Consider the following 14,410-nt stretch of genomic DNA (forward strand, 5'->3'; position numbering starts at 1 on the left):
AAAAGCAGCCGAACAAGGAAGACAAGACAACGGTAGCGGCTGATGAACCATATCGATTTTTATTCGGCACCAACCGAGTGCATCTATTGCACCTAAACAAAGTTATGTGGCATCAAATATTTTTTGACGCGTCGATTCTGTCCTGCTATGTTCGCGTCCAATGTAAAACTTGGTAGTAAACGGTAATTCATGTTCCGTGAATTAATGCTTTCAAAGTGAATACGTAAAGAAGCCTTTCAACGGGAGACTGCCTTCCTGGCAACCCGTACGCACTGATTGACGAAGCGCCATGGTGAGAATGTTCCAGGGCGTAGCGCGTATGCAGCCTTTCGATACGCGGAAATACCGATCCATGTAATTAGGCTTCCTAATTCTATAGAAATTCAGCTTCTTGTATTTCAAATTCATTCCACTCATAAGCGGAGGAAATAATTTTGAAAGAAATGGGAAGGTGGACGGAATGGTTGTGATCGTCAGATGACGAATCAGGAACGCGGGGCAACGCTATTTAAAGGCCGGCGAGTCTCCGTGCATACAAAAAGGTCAGGCCTTGCGACGACAAAGGGAAAGGGGTGTTATGAAACCAACGGCTTTGGGATCGGCAATACGCAGCATCGCATGGGCTGAAGTCGCGTTGACGGCGGCTTTGGGTACCTCCGCTTACGCGCAGACAACGCCTGTCGACGGGAGCGTCGCCGCCGAGCAAACCGGCAGCACGGCCGCCGCCGCGCCCGCGCCGGCGTCCGGCGCCGCTGCGGGCGGGCAGACCGTGAAAAAGCTCGACAAGTTCGAAGTGACGGGCTCGCTGATCCGCACATCGGATAAGGTCGGCCACACCGAAGTGCAGGTCATCACCGCGAAGGAAATCCAGCAAAGCGGATACACGACGGTCGCCGATTTCCTGCGTTCGACCTCGGCCAATTCCGCAAGCAGCTGGGGCCAGACGACGATGAACAGCTCGGCACCCGGCGGCGCCGGCATGGCGTTGCGCGGGCTCAGCGAGAAATACACGCTCGTGCTCGTCGATGGCCAGCGCGTCGCGAACTATGCGCAGTCGGTGAACTTCACCGACACGTTCTTCGATGTCAACGCGATCCCGCTGAACATGGTGGAGCGCGTCGAGATCGTCAAGACCGGCGCGGTATCCGTCTACGGCTCGGACGCGATCGCGGGCGTCGTCAACATCATTACGAAGAAGAACTTTCAGGGCCTGCAGATCGACGGCCAACTCGGCAAGGCGCAGCATCCGGGCGACGGGCAGGGCAACTTCAGCGTACTGGCCGGCTTCGGCGACCTGAATTCGGATCGCTTCAACGTCACCGCGGCCGCCAGCTATTACCGCGATTCGGGTTCGACGCTCGGCGATCGAGACATGACGTCGGCGCAAGACTTCACGCAATATCCCGGCGGACTGGCAGCGCCGCTCGGGCCGAACCAGCAATCGTACTGGTCGCTGGCGGACGGCTCCAAGGTGCCGCTTTCGCCGTGCCCGCCCGGCAGCAAGACGAGCGCGACCAATTGCACGTATAACCCGGCCGCGTCGACGTCGCTCGTTCCGTCCACGACGCGCCTGAACGCGAAGGTGCGCGCCACCTTCAAGATCGACGACAACACGCAGGCCTATGCGGGCTTCTGGGTAAGCCGCGATGAAACCGTCCAGTTGCAGGGACCGGCGTCGATCTCGAGCACGACGAACGTCTACAACCCTTCGACCGGGTCCGTTTCGCCGCTGCCGCGCACCGTACCGGTGAGCAATCCTTATAACCCGTTCGGCGTGCCGACGGCGATCAACTTGACTTTCCCGGGCAACGTCGTGAGGGCGGACACGGTATCGACGTTCTGGATGGCGAACACGGGCGTCAAAGGCTCGCTCGACGCGGGCAGATTCGGCGCGTGGGACTGGTCGGCCGATTACGGCCACTCGCAGAGCACCGTCGATACGACGTATCGCAACCGGATCAACGCCGCGGGCCTCGAGAACATGCTCGCGAACGGCACCTATAACTTCTCGAACCCGGCCTCCACGCCAAACGGCCTGAACGGCGTTTTCACGGACGACGATCAGCAGGCCATCTCGAAGGTCGACAGCGTGACGGCCAAGGCCTCGACGTCGAATCTCTTCACGCTGCCCGGGGGCCCGGTCGGCCTGGGCCTGGGCACCGAGTTCCGCCACGAATCGTCGACGATCAACCCCCAGACGCTCGCGTCGCAGGGCGTATCCGCACCGGCGAACGTGCAGACGGTGGAGGGTTCGCGCAACGTCGCCGCCGCGTTCTACCAGGTCGACATTCCGATCCTGCGCAATCTGACGTTCACGCAGGCGGGCCGCTACGATCACTACAGCGACTTCGGTGGGGCGTTTTCGCCGAGCTTTGCGCTGCGTTTCCAGCCGGTGCAAATGCTGACGACGTATGCATCGTACAGTCGCGGCTTCCGCGCGCCGACCCTCGTCGAAAACTCGCAGGCCGTCTATCTCTCTCACCAGAACCTCGTCGATCCGAACGATCCGAGCGGTGTGCCGACCAAGCACTTCACGACGGAGCAAGTCGCGGGCAATCCGAATCTTCAGCCGGAGCACACGAAGAACTACAACATCGGCTTCCAGCTTTCACCCGATGCGATGACCGATATCGGCGCGGCGTTCTACAAGGTCCGCATCGACGGCGTCATCGGCACGGACGATCCGAACGCGGTGCTCGTCGCCAACGATCCCTCGCGCGTCGTGCGCAACGCTGACGGGTCGGTGCGTTACCTCGTTCAGCATTTCGTGAACCTCGGTGCGCTCGATACCGATGGCTTCGATCTCAACTTCCGCAAAGCGCTGCGCACCAAGTACGGCACGTTCACGCTCGCAGGCGACTGGACTTATGTGTGGCACTTCAAGCTGCACAGCCCCGGAACCGCACCGCAGGACTTCGCCGGCAACAACCTTGCGCTGCTGCAGCCGTTCGGCGCGAGCAACCCGCGCTGGAAGGGCAATACGAGCCTGAGCTGGGACTACCGGCAGCTGACTACCACGCTGACCTGGCAATACACCGGGCCATATACGAACGCCGTGGCCGCGGAATTCGGCGACGGCGGTACGGGATCGGTGGCGTCGTACAGCCAGTTCAACCTGATGTTCAACTATCGCGGCTTCAAGCATTGGACGATTTACGGCGGCATCACGAACCTCTTCGACAAGAAACCGCCGTTCGACGTCGAGTGGCAAGCCGTGCCCGACATCACTGGCTATGACCAGTCGCTCTACACGGATCTCGGCCGCTTCTTCCAGATCGGGGCGACGTACCGGTTCTGACGGCGAGGAGGCCGCCAGGCGGCAACCGGTCCCGGCGCGCGGCCCGCGCCGGGACGACGAAGAATGAGCACATCGACTCCTACGAGGATCAGAGGTGGAGGGTTTGAATGCGAAGGCGCTCGGCCAGCAGCACCTCGTGCAGTCGATCTTTGTTATTTGACATAATCAACACCGCCCCGACCGCATTTCCTTCCGCTGGCGCGGGTTGCGTGGGGGTAGGTGTCACAAAATTTGTGACAGCGGCGTCTGCCTCGTTAGGCGTCGTCGAATAGATCGCCAGTCCAAGGGTCACGGTCGCGGCTACCCCGGCCGCGCGTAGGTTTCCCAAGGCTCGTGCCCATACCGATGCGTTCTTCTCGTCGATCTCTTGCTCAACTTCGGCGAGTGTCTCGAACGGCGGTAATCCCGCCATTTCAGCCAGCCGCATGATTTGGGCTGGGTCTGGTCGGCGTGTCCCTTTCCGCCAGTTCGAAAGGCGTGACTGCTCGATGCCAAGTTGGTCGGCGACAGCGCCGAGTGAGCCTTGCTTTCGCTTGGCTGCGTCGAGTAATTCGCTAATCGTCATAAATATCCCCTTGACAGTTTTGCCAGTTCGCACAAATAATCCCACTCAGATTTAGACGAACCGGCAAATTTTTGCCGTATCAGTCAAGACCGCAGTCTAGCAGTCTGGTGGGAAAGGTAAACCCCGTTGGTCGGGGTTTTGTAAGTTAACGGACGGGGGTCTCCGTGGCTGCATATCGAGTCCATGCCTATACGCCGCACGCGCATACGCGTGTCGCGACGATCGAAGTCCGCGCTCGTGATGGCGAGAGCGCGCGTCAGAAAGCCCGTGCCGAGTTGTGTCGGCAGGGCCGTCAACCGGATTTCCTAACGCTCGTGCCCGTGGAAGTCGGCGCGACGTTCAATCCCTTCCGAGTGTGAGCCGTGGCAAAGAGCCCGACCGATTACGTCACGCCTGATCTGTTCGACGGTCGTACGTCGGTGCCGCCGCGCCGGATGCCGATCGACGTGCGGCGTCGCGATATGCGGGCGGTCCCGGTAGAGGTCGCGGACGAGATTTGCGGCTGGTGCGGCGTTGACCGTGCTGGCGGCTGTGGTGCCTGTAGTGATCTGAGAGTCGTTGAGCGCTGAGAGCGCATTTTGTCGCCCGACATGGGCTTATTTCGTGTGATTAGTGATCCTAATGGAGATAGGTATGAACAAGCAAAAGTTGTCCATTCTGCAAATCATCAAGCGCGACGGCGTGTCCCAAAAGACGGGCCGGCCGTGGGCGATTCATTCGGCGCAATGCGTCTTGGAACAGGACGTCGATGGTCAAAAGCAACTGCTCGTTGGCACGATCAACTTGCCGGATCACCTCAAGGCCGTGGAGCCGGGTGAGTACTTGGCGGATTTTGGGTTCTTCCAGTCGATGGAGGGCCGGCTTGAGCCGCGTATCACGTCGCTGGTGCCGTTCGGCATGCCTGTTGCGAAGCCCAAGCCGGGCGCGGGCGTGGGCGTGGGAGCGACGGCGTAAGGCCGTGGTGGCTCGATGCGGCTGCTCGGCGTGCACATGGGTGTACCTATGGCGCGCTCGGTTGCTTGACGCGCTGTCGGCAGGCGATCACGGGTTGGCGGCGTCGAGCCTTGCGATGCTCGGCGGGCTGTGTGGAGTGTGGTGAATGGAGAGTCTTCCGATAGATGCGTTGGATCGGATCGCATTGCAGTTGGCGTTGTTGAACGTGCTTCTGTGTGTGTATCTCGTCTGCAAGGGTGTCGGGTACGCGTCGGCCGTCATCGGTCGGCGCGATCCGCCGAAGAAGTTGAATCGTTCGAAGCTGGCCCAATCGGACGGTTCCTAATCGGTGGGCTGAATCAGGGAGAAAGCAATGTTTCAAATCAAGAAAGTGATGGCTGGTTCGAAGCGTGCGGCTGTCGGCGTGGTGGCTGCGGTCGCTTCGGTGGGCGCGTTTGCGCAGTCGAGCGGCGGCACGACGGGTTCGTCGTTCGACGTTACGCCGATCGTCAACTCGATCAACTCGGTCGTGCCCGCTGTGGTTTCCGTTGGTGGCGCGGTGTTGGGCGTCGTCGCGGTGGCATGGGGTATCAAGATGGTGCGCTCGTTCGTGGGTCGCTGATCGGGAGCGGTGGTGTTGGGGCGGCGTTCTGGTGTCCAGGGCGTCGCCCTTTTTGTTGGCGAGGGCGTGAGCATGGGCGGATCGATGAGGGCGGGTTTCGGTGTGCGGCGGTGGTGCGGTGCGTGGCGCGTGCTGGCCGTGCTCGTCGTTGCGCTCGCCGCTACCGGCGCGCGTGCTCAGTCCTCGGCGTTGGCGGCAAACATTGTTGTCTGCGGCCCGCAAGGCTTGGCGGGTGTCACGTATGTGAGTGCTGCGGGTCAGTCGGTATCGTGCGGCACCGACGCGAACGGCAATGCACTGGTTCTGCAGATGAGTACGCAATTGGTCGCCTTGAACGCGAACGATACGACCGATGACGGCGGCGTTGCGGTCGGCTCGGCGATTGGCGCTGCGGTCCTTGGCGTGCTGGCGGTGGCGTACGGGTTTCGCGTGGTGCGTAATTGGATCAATTCATCGTCCGAGGGGTAAGCGATGCATATCGGCTTCTGGTTCGAAGTGGCGCTCATCGTGGGGACGTGCTGGTCGGTCGGCTTGATTCTCTTTCTCTGAAGCGATACGCGGGGGCGTTATGCGGTTTTCTCACTTCGTTGCGTCGTGTGCTGTTCTGCTGTACGGCATCTTTGCGACGATGCCGCACGACGTGGCTTATGCGCAGGTGTCGCCGGATTCAACGTCGGTGCCGCGTGCGATTGCGCAGTTGATTGCGAACAAGGCGGGGCAACTCGGCTACACCGGCACGGCGTTGGATGAGATCGTTGTGGCGACGGAAAAGGCAATGTCGGCTGCCGCGCAAGCTGAGGCGGCCGCAGCGGCGGGGGCGTCCTGGCTGTTGGTAGGGCTACAGGCGGTTGTAGGGGCGGGACTAATGGCGACCCCTACATCGTTGGGTAACGATACGTTGACGACGTGGCAATTCAATAAGGACGGGACGGTAACGCTTGCGCACGGATCGGGGGCAACGGTTTCAAGTCCTTATCCGCCGTTGAATCCGGGCGTTGCCTTGTGGTGCTACACCGGGTGGTGCGGTTCGTCTGGCGAGGCCGCTGTGCAGTCGTTTTCGCAGTACAACAGCGGGATCATCGCTTCAGACGGGAAGTCTGAGCACGTGGTGAGTTGTTCCGCCGGTTCAAGTAGTAATTCAGTAACATGCACAGTTGAAATCGATCGAGCGTCAGATGGTTTCAGCTATACGCTGGATGGCTTTATCGCAAACAGAAATGGCACGTATGGCGGCGGGGCATGTGCAAGCGGGATGCTCGATAAGACCGGCGGTTGTACGGCCTACGTGCCGCCGAAGTCAACGACGCCGGCCCCGGTAAAGGAGTCGTTACCTCAGGCTATTAGCGGCTTGTCGAGCGACGAATTGAGTCAACCGCTGAACCCCGAGGTTCTCGCGGACGTTGTTGATGCGCTTTGGCAGGATGCATCGCAACAGTCCGGCTATCAGGGCATTCCGTATCCGGTTAATAACCCGGTTACGTCATCGGATGCGGGCGCGGTTCAGCAGTCGAATCCTTCGGCATGGCCGACAGTGGGCGGTGCGGCTGCACCGGTTGCGGCACCTTCCGGCGGTGGTAATCCGTACGTGATTCCGAGTCCGTCGACGGGTACCGGCACTGGGACAGGTACGGGCACGGGAACAGGCACTGGAACGGGTACCGGTACCGGCACGGGAACAGGTACCGGTAGCGGAACGGATCCGGGAACAGGAACGGGAACGGGAACGGGAACGGGAACGGGTACAGGTGGTGGTACGTCCGGCGGATCGTCCGACACGTCGGACCTGTGCCGATTGAACCCATCAATTGTTGCGTGTCAGCAGTTGGGCTCTGCGTCGGCGCCGACGTTGCCGTCGAGCAGCGCATCCGTTTCATTGTCGCCGGTCTCGGTGGGTGGCCCGTCGAATCCGGTCTGCCCCGCACCTGTCAGCGTTGATGTATTCGGGAGCCGACTGGTGATCCAGTATCAACCCGAGTGCGATTTCATGGTCCGCGTTAGGCCATTTATCGTGGCGATGTGCGGGATCGTCGCGGCGGGGATTTTTGTTGCGGGGCTTCGATCATGACGATTGCCGCGTGGTTAATGTCTTTGGTCGGGCCGATGCTGATTCAGGCGTTGATTGCGCTCGGCGTCGGCGTCTTGACCGTCGCTGGAACCGATGTGGCGTTGAATCAGGCCATCGGATGGATTACGAGCGGCGTCGGTGGGCTGCCGAGCGACATGGCGAATGTGCTGGCGCTCGGCGGCGTTTTTCAAGGCGTCTCGTACATCGTCGGGGCCTTTACAGCGCGCGTGACGATGTTCGGCCTGTCGGCTGCTAAACGGTTCTTCCTGAAATGATTACGCTCATAACGGGGGTGCCCGGTAGCGGCAAGTCGTTGCGGGCCGTGTTCGAAATGTCGCGCGAGGTTAAGGCCGGTCGGCGGCTCATGGTCGATGGCATCAAAGACTTGGCGCTCGATCATGTCATGGTCGATGAGCCGTGGTTGCGCAAGTGGTTCGAGCACGCGCAGGCGCAGGACCTGATCGTCGTCGATGAGGCTCAGCGGATTTGGCCGCCTACGTCCGTGAGCGTGAAGCCGGGCGAGGATATCGAAAAGCTGCATGTGCATCGCCATATGGGCGTCGATTTCATCCTGATCACGCAACACCCACAGCGAATCAATAAGACCGTGCGCGATCTGGTCGGCCGGCATGTGCACGTGCGCAAGCTGTTCGGGCTCAATCGGGCGATGCTCTACGAGTGGGACCATTGCCATAACGTCGCGAGCCTTAAGGACGCGGTAAAGACGGTGTGGGCATATCCGCGCGAGGTGTTCAGGCTATACACAAGCGCCGAGGTCCATACCAAACCAAAGGCGGTCATTCCAAAGTCGCTGTTTCTGATTCCGATTGCTGCTGTCGTCGCGGTCGTCGCGGCATACGCCGGTTTGAAGTCGATTCATAGCGGCTTCGGTGCGACGAATAAATCGGGCGGTCAAGTATCGGCCACCGCCCCGGCACCTTTGGCCGCCGCAGGGATACCGAGCGTTTCGTCAGCATCGGATAGTGCCTCGGAAAGTTGGCGAGTCGTCGGCCGCTATGCGTTGGGTAGCCGCGCGTTCGTAGTCCTCGCGAATGAACGCGGTGCGCTGCGGGTCGAGGATTCCGCGCGTTTCGTGGGCGAAGGGTTGGCGACGGTCGGGACCGTTGACGGGCAACGCGTCGGGATGTGGTCGGGCAAGCTACGGGGAGCAGAGAAATGATGCGTGCGTTAGGTGTTGCGCTGTTGATGGTTTGCGGTGCGGTTTGGGCGGACGTGCCGGGTTTGCCTCCGTTGCCGCCGTCGCTCGCGTCTGCGCCTATGTCTGCGGTCGCGTTGAAGCCGCTGCCGCCGGTTCGCAATGGAGCGTTCGACCTGCGATTCGTGAACGTCGGTCAAGTGGTCGATCTCGTATATGGCGACGCGCTCAAGGTGCCGCACGTGATTTCGTCGGACGTGCTCGAAGATACCCGGCTCGTGTCGTTTCAGTTCGATAGCAGCAAGGGCGATTTGCACGATTTCTTCAAGGCGTTCCTCGATTCGCAAGGCTTCGAAGTGGTGACGCGTAACGGCGTGGATTTCGTCGGGAAGAAGCGTGACGCGAGTCCGGCTCAACGCGAGACCTTCGTCTATACGCCGCGCCATCGCAGCGCGGGCTACCTGCTGAAACTCGTGCAGCCGCTTTTCGGGAGTCGGCTTGCGAGTGTCGCGCAAGTACCGCCGGTGCAGTCGGTCGCCGCGGCTGTACCCGCTTCGGCGTCCGGCGTTCCCGCGGCTGTGCCGAGCGCGGCCATGCCGAGTAATGACGGGCCGATGGCAGCGGCCGGTGATCAGCTCGTTTTCGTCGGTGCGCCAAGCGACGTGAAGCAAGTCAAGGCGCTGTTGCCCGAACTGGATACGGTGGTGGGCGAGGTCGTCGTACGGGGATGGGCGTATGAGGTTGACGATACGGACGGGGGGAATACGGGTTTTAGCATCGTCTCCCGGCTGCTCGGCGTGGGGGTGCAAGTCGGTGGTGGCTCGACGGCCATCGACACAACGGCCCTGCAATTTGGCGCCGGCCGGCTGGGTTTCGCGATATCCGCACTCAGTACCGATTCCCGCTTTCATGAGGTGTCGTCGCCGAACGTGCGGTGCGTGTCGGGGCAGCAGGTCAAGCTCAATGTCGGACAACGGGTGCCGACGGTGTCGAGCATCAGTTACCAAGGGACGAGCGGCACGCCTGTGCAGTCCATCGAATACCAGGATGCCGGCGTTATCTTCAACGTGACGCCGACCGTGCTTCAAGACACGATCCAGTTGAGCATCGATGAAGAAATTTCCAGCTTTGCGGCGACGACGACGGGCGTGAACGGCTCGCCGACGAAAAGCACTAGGTCACTGCAAACCGTCGCGGCGCTCAAGGATGGCGAGGTGATCGTTCTCGGCGGGCTGATTCAGGATCAAGACAGCGAGACGCATAGCGGTCAGCGTTGGTTGCCGTCGTTCCTGCACGGGCATACGCGTTCGAAGGGACGAACCGAAGTTGTGCTCGTGCTGCAAGTGCAAAAGGTGTAAGTGCCGGCGTGCGGGCGGGGCGTCTAGCGTTAGGAGTGTCCCGCCGTGTTCGAAGCGACGTACCGCCTCGGCGGTTGTGCGAAGTCGGGGCGGCTGCGGCCTCTCAAGGCCCCTCGCGGGACCGAGTAGCGGGTATCGGCGCAGGCCGTGAACGTAGGCGGTGCGTCAATGCCGGGGCACCCCTCATTGCTAAGCCGATTTTCCGGGGCGTCTACCGCGCTATAGGGGCCGGCGTAGGGCGCTCTCGCGAGCCGGCCGATGGTTGTGTAGGGGAACATGCTGGCGGGGCGCGCGCGGGCCTCCCGCGAGCCGCAGGCCGCGAAGGCCGGCGCGCGCAGCGCGCCTAAACTTGTACCTCTAACACTTAACGGAAACGGCCTACAGCAGGGCGCTGGCAGCAAGGCGGAGACAGGCGGCAGTAAAAGAAAAACCCGGCGATCGCGGCAACGATCCCGGGCGGTGGCAAACATCGGATAAAGGGCTATCCAACGTGAGCAACGATATTGTAGTCGATGTTGGGCGCGAGTACGGCGATGGCTTGATGCAGTTTTCGCCGTTCAGTGACGAGTACATCGTCCGCACGCGGCGCTTTGCCGATGGCCAGCAAGAGGTCGTGTCTTTTGCTGCGCGCATCCGGCGACACTTTCAAGAGATCAGGTTACGTCCCAGGGCAGCAAGGGGCGAGCGCGAAAAAGCTGACGGTGAGACTGATGAGCAGGTTACGGCGAGGGCGTCGAAGTCGTTGCAAACGTCTGTCGAGCGATCAAAGCGCATGGTGCGGTTGAGGTGCAAGGCGATCGGCGCCGACCGCATGCTGACGCTCTCAACGCGTGAGAACGAGACTCGAGTCGAGGTGTGGGCAAAGTGGTGGGACGAGTTTCGGCGCCGGCTGAATCGTATCCATGATTTCCACTACGTGGCGGTGCTCGAGCGACAGCAGCGCGGTGCGTGGCATATCCATGTGGCGGTGAGCGGCCGGCAAAACTGGAAACTGCTGCGTTCGATCTGGCTGTCGGTCGTCAGCAAGGCGGGCACCGATGGTGCGGTCAATGACAGCACCGGCAACAAGAAATGGCGTGCGCTGGTGCGCCGGATGGGCGGCAAGGGGCGTGCGATGCGCCATCGGATCGCGACGTATATCGCGAAATACATCGGCAAGGATGCCGACGCATCGACGTTCAACAAGAAACGGTATTGGACGAGCCGGGGCATTGTGGTGCCCGAGGTCGAGCCGTACGCGCATCTGGGACCGGAGTTTGGCGCGAAGGATGCCATTGTCGAGGCGCATCGCGCGGTGCTGTCGGCCGGCTCCTCGTGCGATGGGGCGCAGTTTTACTGGAATCAGGGAATAGGTGTTTTCTGGATGGCGACGGGCAACGGGACGTAATGATTTTGAATGCGTCGGTAATGTATTCGAAGCCAACGTAACAGATTGCAACAGATTGTAGTCAGTGTTTGCTTAAATAGCGGACATTCGTGTTTTTTGTCGGGGTGGGTATGCACGGATTGCTTCCGATTTTAGCTGTCGGTCTGGTTGCGATTCTTCTAATGACTGGTGGCGCTAAGAAAGGTGCCAGCGCCCCTAGACGCGGCGGTTCTGTGCGTTACGTTCGCCGTCGGCTCATGACGGCTCGGGAATTTCAGTTTTTTGGCGCGTTACGGGCGGCGCTTCCTGATGCGGTGATTCATTCGCAGGTGGCTATGGCTGCGCTTATTGATGTTGAGGGGGCGAACCGCTCGGCGCGGAATTCGTTCGACCGAAAGATTTTCGATTTCGTGGTATGTCGCGCGGACGGGGACGTACTGTACGTAATCGAGTTGGATGACAAGTCGCATGCGTCGGGGAGCGCACGTCGTCGTGACTCGGTTAAGGACGATATTGCGGCTGCTGCTGGTTTGCGTGTGGTGCGATATCGGAGTGTTGGTACGGACGCGGCCGTTTTGCGACGCGATTTCGAGTCGCTGGTGGCGTTGGCGACGGGTAGCGCGAGGCGTGTCGCCTAGCTATGGTTCAATTGGAATTGTGGGAACGTGAGCCGTTGTCTGGGGCTCAGTTGGCGGTGGTGGTCGGCGAGATACGGAATTTGTACTGGCATATTCGCAACACGCGTCGAGGGCTGCATGACGCACGTCGTCGGCGCGTGTATCGTCAAATCGCGGTTCAAAAAAAACGCCTGCTCGTGGCAGGCGTCTCGAAGCGTGAAGTTTTGGACTTTCTAGCGTGTTGCCGGGCGAGGCAGTGTCGGGATACATGTTGCATAGGCTGCGTTCAGCCAGCGGCGTAGCCTTCTCATCCAATTTGACATAATCAACATTATCAACATTTTTTGTTGTAGCGGCCATATCCTAATGTCGTGTTCTGGCTATTTACAGATGTCGTGTTTTTGACTGCTGGCATGCTGGACGGCTCGTTGAGTAAGCCCGGGAGCCGACCATGCAGCCAGCCGGATTCGACCTCGCCGGCACGAGCGACGATCGAATCGACTGAACGTCCTGCCAACGACGTTGCAGCGAAGGCAACACCGTGGTTCGCGAATCTGGCTTCCGGGACGAATCGCTACACGATACCGTTGTTACCGTTGTACTGAACGCTTACCCTTCAACGGAGCACATCATGCGATCGAGGATTTTATTTTCCGCGATTCTATGCACTTCAGCGGCACTAGCGGTCATCCCGGCGATCGCCAGCGCGGCGCCGTTCACCATCATGGTCGATGACCTCAGTCACGGGCATTTTACGAACGAACACGTGTACGGAGGCTTTGGCTGTCGCGGTCAGAACGTTTCGCCGCGAATTTCGTGGACTCACGTTCCGCGCGGCACGAAGAGCATCGTCGTCACAATTTTCGACCCCGATGCGCCGACCGGCGGGCTCGGCTGGACCCACTGGGAGATCGTCAATATTCCACCTTCGGAGTCGTCGATCGAAAAAGGCGCTTCCGGCAATCCGAAATTCCTGCCGGCGGGCGCTGTCGAGACGTTGACGGACTTTGGCGAATCCGGATACGGTGGGCCCTGCCCGCCTCCGGGGGCGTCGCATCGATATGTCGTGACGGCGTCGGCCTTGGACGTGGAAAAAATTGACGTGGCGCCGGCGGCGAGTCCTGCACTCGTCGCCTATCAGATGCACGGGAAAGTCATCGCTCAGGCGAAATACGTCGCCCGATATCGTCGCGCATTGACTCACGATTGATGGTTGTCATTACGCCAATGACATTCCACCATCACTAGAAATTGCGCGCCACGCCGACCATGAACATGTCCTGGTCCTTGTCGTTGCCGGTTGCGACACGATTGAAGCGCAAGCTCGCCGCCCACTCGTCCGTGATCCGATAGGCCACTTGCGCGCTGAGCAACGCATTGAGTCGTGTCGTGCCGGAAACGTCGTTCCGATCCCGCGAGAGATACGGACCGACGCCGGCCGAAAGCGTCCATTTGCTCGTGACCGGCGCGACGTACCAGAATTGCGCGGCCACGCCTCGTCGGCCGGCCACGCCATTGTTGCCTTCATAGATGAAGCTCGCCGAATAGGCCCACGCATTGCCGAGCGGCCGCTTGACTTCGACCATGTATCCTTTTTCGATCGGCACTCGAGGGCGGTTCGTCTGCGACGTCCCGGCCCAAACGCCGACCTGCGTCTTGCCGTCCGAAAACACCGGGCCAGGAGCGCCGCCGAAATCCGAGCCGATACCGAAGAGCACCGCGTCGGAATTGAATCCGCCAATCATCTGGACGTGGTTGTACTGCAGCTTGAGGAAGAAGCGGTTGGGAACGACGTAATACCGCACCGCTGCCGACGCACGCACGCCCCAGCGCTTTTCATTGCGTGGCTGGTCGTCGACATGTGTCGTGTCCATGCTGAAATACGGGCCCGCCGAAAATTCGAGTGCCATACGACTGCCGAGCGGCCAACGAAACGAACCCAACGCGGCGAAACCGTCACGGTGGTGATCCAGCGGATGCCCCTCGTTCAAATAGGCAAGATAGACGGAGAGGTAGTCATTCAAGACGTCGCCGAAGCCGACTTCGTACGCACGCCAATGCATGTCGCCGCCTTCGGTCGCGCGTCCGTCGCCATACACCGCATAGGCGTTGAGCGTTCTCTCCGATGATTTGGGCCCGCTCGGCGAGCTCGAAGGACCGTCCTCGGCGTGCGCGTGTACCGGGCACGCCAGTATTGTCAGACCAGCGATCGAGCTTGCGAGGACGAAGCGCGAACGGATGCGACGGCACGGTCCCATTTGGACACCCCCTCACCTTGGTCACCGCGATTTCGTGGAGAAGTTGATAGCGATTATAGGCGGCGTCCGGTCAGACGGCTGACGTGCATCGCATGCCGACATCGGGCAGGCGCATCGACGACGAAGCCATCGACGATGCAACCGCTCGCCTGCTCGCCCGTCGTTCCCGCGA

General features: G+C 60.6%; 12 protein-coding genes. 10 read left to right on the forward strand and 2 right to left on the reverse strand.

Going from position 1 to position 14,410, the window contains the following annotated elements; all coding sequences use genetic code 11:
• Positions 1–577: 577 nt before the first annotated feature.
• Positions 578–3,298 carry a TonB-dependent receptor gene (locus HWX76_RS07780; protein ID WP_050015431.1) on the forward strand — a complete coding sequence of 907 codons (2,721 nt, stop codon included), beginning with the start codon at positions 578–580 and terminating at the stop codon, positions 3,296–3,298.
• An 88-nt stretch (positions 3,299–3,386) separates the two neighbouring features.
• Here the strand turns inward: HWX76_RS07780 and HWX76_RS07785 are convergent, their stop codons facing one another.
• Positions 3,387–3,863 (reverse strand): helix-turn-helix transcriptional regulator, encoded by a 477-nt coding sequence (locus HWX76_RS07785; protein WP_176015653.1) that lies wholly within the window; start codon positions 3,861–3,863, stop codon positions 3,387–3,389.
• A gap of 633 nt (positions 3,864–4,496) precedes the next feature.
• Between HWX76_RS07785 and HWX76_RS07790 the strand changes: the two genes are divergently transcribed.
• The 9 genes from HWX76_RS07790 (at position 4,497) to HWX76_RS07835 (ending at position 13,190) form a co-directional block, all read left to right on the forward strand.
• Positions 4,497–4,817 (forward strand): cellulose synthase, encoded by a 321-nt coding sequence (locus HWX76_RS07790; protein WP_176015654.1) that lies wholly within the window; start codon positions 4,497–4,499, stop codon positions 4,815–4,817.
• Positions 4,818–5,169: 352 nt separating this feature from the next.
• Positions 5,170–5,418, forward strand: a complete 249-nt coding sequence (locus HWX76_RS07795) for a major capsid protein (RefSeq protein WP_230955184.1) — start codon at positions 5,170–5,172, stop codon at positions 5,416–5,418.
• Positions 5,419–5,547: 129 nt separating this feature from the next.
• The gene (locus tag HWX76_RS07800) at positions 5,548–5,886 is read left to right on the forward strand and encodes a major capsid protein (protein WP_176015655.1); all 339 of its coding nucleotides are present in this window, start codon (positions 5,548–5,550) and stop codon (positions 5,884–5,886) included.
• A 100-nt stretch (positions 5,887–5,986) separates the two neighbouring features.
• Positions 5,987–7,483, forward strand: coding sequence for a virulence factor TspB C-terminal domain-related protein (locus HWX76_RS07805; protein WP_176015656.1), 1,497 nt, complete (start codon positions 5,987–5,989; stop codon positions 7,481–7,483).
• Positions 7,480–7,758: a DUF2523 family protein gene (locus HWX76_RS07810; RefSeq protein WP_059608835.1), complete on the forward strand. Its 279-nt coding sequence runs from the start codon at positions 7,480–7,482 to the stop codon at positions 7,756–7,758. Before HWX76_RS07805 ends, HWX76_RS07810 begins: the two co-directional genes overlap by 4 nt.
• The gene (locus HWX76_RS07815; protein ID WP_176015657.1) at positions 7,755–8,663 is read left to right on the forward strand and encodes a zonular occludens toxin domain-containing protein; all 909 of its coding nucleotides are present in this window, start codon (positions 7,755–7,757) and stop codon (positions 8,661–8,663) included. Before HWX76_RS07810 ends, HWX76_RS07815 begins: the two co-directional genes overlap by 4 nt.
• Positions 8,660–9,997, forward strand: coding sequence for a type II secretory pathway protein (locus tag HWX76_RS07820; protein ID WP_176015658.1), 1,338 nt, complete (start codon positions 8,660–8,662; stop codon positions 9,995–9,997). The genes HWX76_RS07815 and HWX76_RS07820 overlap by 4 nt, the downstream gene beginning before the upstream one ends.
• 541 nt (positions 9,998–10,538) lie before the next feature.
• Positions 10,539–11,384 (forward strand): hypothetical protein, encoded by an 846-nt coding sequence (locus HWX76_RS07825; RefSeq protein WP_176015719.1) that lies wholly within the window; start codon positions 10,539–10,541, stop codon positions 11,382–11,384.
• A 1,227-nt stretch (positions 11,385–12,611) separates the two neighbouring features.
• Positions 12,612–13,190: a YbhB/YbcL family Raf kinase inhibitor-like protein gene (locus tag HWX76_RS07835; protein ID WP_060733857.1), complete on the forward strand. Its 579-nt coding sequence runs from the start codon at positions 12,612–12,614 to the stop codon at positions 13,188–13,190.
• 34 nt (positions 13,191–13,224) lie between these two features.
• Here HWX76_RS07835 and HWX76_RS07840 read toward each other — a convergent pair whose 3' ends face one another.
• Positions 13,225–14,238 (reverse strand): hypothetical protein, encoded by a 1,014-nt coding sequence (locus HWX76_RS07840; RefSeq protein ID WP_176015660.1) that lies wholly within the window; start codon positions 14,236–14,238, stop codon positions 13,225–13,227.
• Positions 14,239–14,410: the final 172 nt, after the last annotated feature.

This window comes from Burkholderia sp. BCC0398, assembly GCF_902833245.1.
Classification (GTDB): domain Bacteria; phylum Pseudomonadota; class Gammaproteobacteria; order Burkholderiales; family Burkholderiaceae; genus Burkholderia; species Burkholderia sola.

Coding starts and splice junctions, on each gene's coding strand:
- HWX76_RS07780 (WP_050015431.1), top strand. CDS start 578: ATGAAACCAACGGCTTTGGGATCGGCAATACGCAGCATCGCATGGGCT.
- HWX76_RS07785 (WP_176015653.1), bottom strand. CDS start 3,863: ATGACGATTAGCGAATTACTCGACGCAGCCAAGCGAAAGCAAGGCTCA.
- HWX76_RS07790 (WP_176015654.1), top strand. CDS start 4,497: ATGAACAAGCAAAAGTTGTCCATTCTGCAAATCATCAAGCGCGACGGC.
- HWX76_RS07795 (WP_230955184.1), top strand. CDS start 5,170: ATGTTTCAAATCAAGAAAGTGATGGCTGGTTCGAAGCGTGCGGCTGTC.
- HWX76_RS07805 (WP_176015656.1), top strand. CDS start 5,987: ATGCGGTTTTCTCACTTCGTTGCGTCGTGTGCTGTTCTGCTGTACGGC.
- HWX76_RS07810 (WP_059608835.1), top strand. CDS start 7,480: ATGACGATTGCCGCGTGGTTAATGTCTTTGGTCGGGCCGATGCTGATT.
- HWX76_RS07815 (WP_176015657.1), top strand. CDS start 7,755: ATGATTACGCTCATAACGGGGGTGCCCGGTAGCGGCAAGTCGTTGCGG.
- HWX76_RS07820 (WP_176015658.1), top strand. CDS start 8,660: ATGATGCGTGCGTTAGGTGTTGCGCTGTTGATGGTTTGCGGTGCGGTT.
- HWX76_RS07825 (WP_176015719.1), top strand. CDS start 10,539: ATGCAGTTTTCGCCGTTCAGTGACGAGTACATCGTCCGCACGCGGCGC.
- HWX76_RS07835 (WP_060733857.1), top strand. CDS start 12,612: ATGCGATCGAGGATTTTATTTTCCGCGATTCTATGCACTTCAGCGGCA.
- HWX76_RS07840 (WP_176015660.1), bottom strand. CDS start 14,238: ATGGGACCGTGCCGTCGCATCCGTTCGCGCTTCGTCCTCGCAAGCTCG.